Raw genomic sequence first — 4,535 nt, forward strand, 5'->3', positions numbered from 1 at the left:
AGACTGCAAAGATTCTAGAAGGAGTTGGCTGTCGTCTTATATTTTGTTTTCTTAAATTCTGATGGTTACGTTCATTTTGAATTTATGAATCTAGTTTCAAAAAAACAGACACCATATTAAACTAATTTTGCTGAGTAGGGCAACAAAAAAGTTATGCTATCTACATAATATAATGGAGGAATATGACTGAAAAAATTGGACGTAATGATCCTTGTCCATGCGGATCTGGGAAAAAATATAAAAATTGCTGCTTAAATAAATCAACCGCACCTAAAAAGTTCACTGCTAAATGGCTGAGCACTCCTCAAAAAAAAACGGAGCCAGTTAATTTAATGGAAAGAACATTTGGAGAAGCAATTGCTAACGCAACTCAGCAAGAAAAACCCCCAATAATCCCGAAATCTTTTAAACAGCAGATTGAAGATATCAAGGAAAATCATCCCAATTAACCTGTTTATAAAGTCTTTTTGTATAAAGTGTTAAAAAAAAATACATTCTTTTTCATCAATGTGGTGGAAATAAATCTTGTTTTATGTAAATATGAAGGTAGGTGCATTTTACCAGGAGTATTCGAATAAGAAACATTCTCAAAGCCTTTAGTATAGGGTGATGCTGCATTAAAAGTTGATACGTCACTTCATCTTGAGACCATGTTTGGATTTAAATTTTCGGGTTTTCCTTTCCTTCCAAATCAAAACTCCGTTAATTCCCTCGAGAAATCAACGTAAAACTTAAATGTTATTTTAGGTCAACCTGCATTGCAGAAAAACCCTTAGTATAAAGCTTGCGAATGGAAAGAATTTCCCAATAAAGTGCATTTTATTAGATACAATCCAACATGGAGACTATGTTTATGAAGAAGAAAATTTTTGTCGGCAACCTATCCTGGAAAGTGACAGATGATATTTTAAGATCTGTTTTCGAAAAAATCGGGAAAGTTGTTTCCGTAAAAATTATCACAGATCAATATACAGGCAAATCAAAAGGATTCGGCTTTGTTGAGATGGAAAGTTCAGAAGATGCTGACAAAGCTATTCGTGAATTGAACGAAACAGCTGTTCTAGATCGCAACATTCGCGTCAGCCTCGCTCAAGAGCGTTCTGAGCGTTCTGGCAATCGTGAACCACGTGAAAGCCATGGTGGCGGACGCTCCGGTGGTTTCAGAAATGCAAGAACATCTAACATGTAATTCTTTTCTAAAGGGAGCCTTAATTGGCTCCCTTTATTCTTTATCGCGACTGCTTGCTTAGAATACGTTTTCTATTTAGTGTTAAAAAATAGGAATTGGATTTCTTTAAGTTCAAAGGAAGTGATTATGTCAAAAAAACGATGGATGGTATTAGCTGCCTGGTTAGTTATTTTGGCCCTGTTTTTTTATCTTTTCTTTTTTCAATCTGATCTTTTTTATCGACTCTTTCACTATTCAGGTGCAGGATCTCCTTTTGTCGTAACTCCTTCTGGGGGCGGAGATTAAAAGAACTGAATAGTAAATTCTTATCTTAATTTTAATTAGCCTTATTTCCATTCTTTTTCTACTTCTATTAACATTTCTGCTTGAAGTGTTTCACTGTAGATTTGACTCATTAATATGTATTTAGATGCTTTTAAAATAAAAAACTGGTATGGTCTTTTTTATTATATCCAATAATAGAGAATACAACCATGCCTACTATTAAACCAACCGACAATGCTTATCCACACTTTTTGGCTCACAAAACCTCTAGTCAAAAAAAACGTGATTCACTTAAAGGGGTGGAGGGAAATGGAACTTCCTCTTTAATTAATCCTTCTTTTAAAGGCATTTGGCCTAAAAAAGATGTGAAAGAGCTTAAAACAGTAGCAAATGTTAGAAAATATTTTGAAAGTCCCATTCCGGCAATCCAGCAGCATTTTCATAAACGTATTTCGCTTATATTTTTGCAAGCGGTTGTTTGCTATGGAACCAATCTTAAATTTCGTGAAGGACATACAATTCATCAAGGATTTAATGCTGAAGGAATGTTTGGGATTTCATTTCAGGCGGCCCATTCCGCAACATTGCCTTGTTTGTATGCAAAAGAAGGCAAAGGGAAAGAAACTATCTTTCTTTACCGTTCAGGATATTATGATGAAAGTAATGCCACAATCGATTTAGAAAAAGCTATAAATGATGCCGACCGAGCTATTGATGAAAAATATAGGGAGAGCCTACTTAGAAACCATTCGATTAATTTACTTAATTCAGCATCAAAAAGAGAACTAACACCCGAAAAAGTCGTTAGGTATTTTCTTCCGGCTATGCAAGAAGTAATAGAAGACGTTTTAAGTCGAGAGAAAGATGCGGCAGTTAAAGGTGTGTTGGAATTTTATCGAGATGAAGGCGCATCACTTGCTCATTATGTTTTTCAGCAAGAAAATATTGACCTTTGGCTCAATCTCAATTTGGAAGGAATTCCTGAGCAAGAAAAAAAATCTTTGAGACCACACTTGTATGAACTTCGGTACCAAATGATTCAAGCTGATCAGAAAGCACAGAGTATGATTAATAGTAAAATAGAAGATACATTTAAATTCCTTAAAAAGGGTACAAAAACAAGATTTTTTGAGTCTTTTTTCTTTCATGGTCTTTTTGAAAAATGTGACGATAGCATGCGGATCATGCTGAGTAAACTTTTGAATATTTCAAATTTTCATTTAGATCAAGCAACTCGAGAAGTGAAAGTTAACATGGCTATTCATAGCAGTTTGAAAGAACAAGCTATCACCATTAGTAAGCTTTCCAAGAAAGTCCATAAAGCAATCAATTCCCCTATGAAAGAACGAGAGAAACGGATAGCAAAGGTCAAAATGCGTATTGAGGCTTTGACGGAAGATCAATCTGAAATATTCAATATTTTGTTCTATAAACGTTTATACGAGCAAGCTCATGCGGAAGAAGATAAAGATTTAATTAATAAGCTGCTTAAAATTAAAGAAACAAAAGTAGACGAGGGAATTAATAAAAACACGCGCTCAGTTGCAGCAGAAAAATATTTAAGCGATTATGAAGAGTTATTTGAAGAAGTAATTGAAGTCGCAATAAAAGAAATAGAAGAACTAAAAAATGAAACGAAAAAATTTCAACGTAAATTATTTAAGGCGCTCCGTAAGGCATTTAAAATGAAAAATGAAAGTTTTATAGATCGTTATAAAACGAAAAATCCGAATCTAAAAATGGATAATGAAATCTTAAAGGATCTCGATTCAGGTGAGATGGAGTTTTCTCGTAGAATGATTCAACGAATTTCTGGAGTTTTTGGCATTAACAAAACTCTTTTCTATCCCTCTCATTTTGCTGAAATTTACGAATGAGTAGACACTAATTAAAAAATGGAAAAAGCCTCATATTTCTGGGGCTTTTTCCATTTTAGCAATCAAGAAGGGGTCAGCTCAGAATTCGGATTATAAAGCACGTTAAGGATTTTACTGCCCCTGTAAAGGTCTGAATTCGCCTTTTTCCATCACCTTGTTCTGTCGCCAAACATAGTCACCTGTTAAATTTATGTGTTCCCAACCAAGTGGAGATAAATGCTTGAGTAGGCTCCCATTGATTGTTTGACCATTATCTTTCAAGTGTTGGATTACTCGCTCTAAATATACAGTATTCCATAGAACGATTGCAGCTATCACAAGATTAAGGCCGGAAGCTCGATAACGCTGGTTTTCAAAGCTGCGATCGCGCATTTCACCAAGTCGATTAAAAAAAACAGCACGTGCTAATGTATTTTTAGCCTCTCCTTTGTTTAGTCCAGCGTTTACGCGACGACGTAATTCAACATTTTGTAACCAATCCAGAGTAAAAAGAGTGCGTTCAATCCGCCCAATTTCTCTTAATGCCATTCCTAAGCCATTCTGACGTGGATAGCTTCCGATAGTTTATGAGGTATTGACTACTGTTTTTTATAGAAAGTTTATCTTTCACTCGCTTTCTAGCCGGGTAGGAAAGGGAACCCATATTGGAGTCACAATGCTGCATCGGATGATCAGAAAAGTCAGTGTGAATGGAAAACAGCCCTGTTATGCACTCAAAATGGACATTAAACGTTTTTTTGACACAATTAATCACCAGATTCTCAAAACTCTCCTTCGGAAAAATATCGCAGACGAAAAAGCGCTAAAAAATTATCGATACAATCATTGATAGCTTTAAAGTTAGTAGCGGCCCTTCTGGGAGTGTGGGAATTCCTCTAGGAAATGCAACTTCTCAATTATTTGCAAATGTTTATCTTCACGAGCTGGATGATTTCATCAAGCAAGAACTCCGTGAGCGATATTATCTACGTTATTGTGATGATTTCATTATTTTATCTAATGATAAAAACCATTTAGAATCTTTAATTTTTCTTATTCGAGAATTTCTTATAAAAAGGCTCCAATTAGATCTTCACCTAAAAAAGTTGATTATTAGAAAATTGACTCAAGGAATCGATTTCGTGGGCTATGTTCTTTTTTTTAAGCATACTTTAGTGCGAACACGAACAAAGCAGCGGATGAAAAAGCGACTAAAAGAGGCGTAC

The 4,535-nt window shown here is 35.0% G+C and carries 5 protein-coding genes and 1 pseudogene; 5 read left to right on the plus strand and 1 reads right to left on the minus strand.

The annotated features are described in order from the left end of the window. Window positions 1-182: 182 nt before the first annotated feature. The 4 genes from AB7E63_RS13170 to AB7E63_RS13185 all read left to right on the plus strand — a co-directional run bounded on the left by AB7E63_RS13170 (window position 183) and on the right by AB7E63_RS13185 (window position 3,330). The gene (locus AB7E63_RS13170; RefSeq protein WP_006340781.1) at window positions 183-449 is read left to right on the plus strand and encodes an SEC-C metal-binding domain-containing protein; all 267 of its coding nucleotides are present in this window, start codon (window positions 183-185) and stop codon (window positions 447-449) included. Window positions 450-853: 404 nt separating this feature from the next. Next, the gene (locus AB7E63_RS13175) at window positions 854-1,189 is read left to right on the plus strand and encodes an RNA recognition motif domain-containing protein (RefSeq protein ID WP_013924932.1); all 336 of its coding nucleotides are present in this window, start codon (window positions 854-856) and stop codon (window positions 1,187-1,189) included. Window positions 1,190-1,315: 126 nt separating this feature from the next. Next, a complete protein-coding gene (locus tag AB7E63_RS13180; protein ID WP_013924931.1) occupies window positions 1,316-1,474 on the plus strand; it encodes a hypothetical protein in 159 nt (52 codons plus the stop codon). A gap of 188 nt (window positions 1,475-1,662) precedes the next feature. Beyond that, entirely contained in the window at window positions 1,663-3,330 is a 1,668-nt protein-coding gene (locus AB7E63_RS13185) for a hypothetical protein (protein WP_039376778.1), read from the plus strand. A gap of 111 nt (window positions 3,331-3,441) precedes the next feature. Here the strand turns inward: AB7E63_RS13185 and AB7E63_RS13190 are convergent. Continuing rightward, window positions 3,442-3,891 (minus strand): annotated as a pseudogene (locus AB7E63_RS13190) (Tn3 family transposase); the annotation flags it as partial. 302 nt (window positions 3,892-4,193) lie between these two features. Here AB7E63_RS13190 and AB7E63_RS13195 point away from each other — a divergent pair. Next, a partial coding sequence (locus AB7E63_RS13195; RefSeq protein ID WP_428419644.1) for an RNA-directed DNA polymerase occupies window positions 4,194-4,535 on the plus strand: 342 nt, incomplete at its 3' end.

The organism is Parachlamydia sp. (assembly GCF_050255895.1).
In the GTDB taxonomy this organism is placed as follows: Bacteria; Chlamydiota; Chlamydiia; order Chlamydiales; family Parachlamydiaceae; genus Parachlamydia; species Parachlamydia acanthamoebae.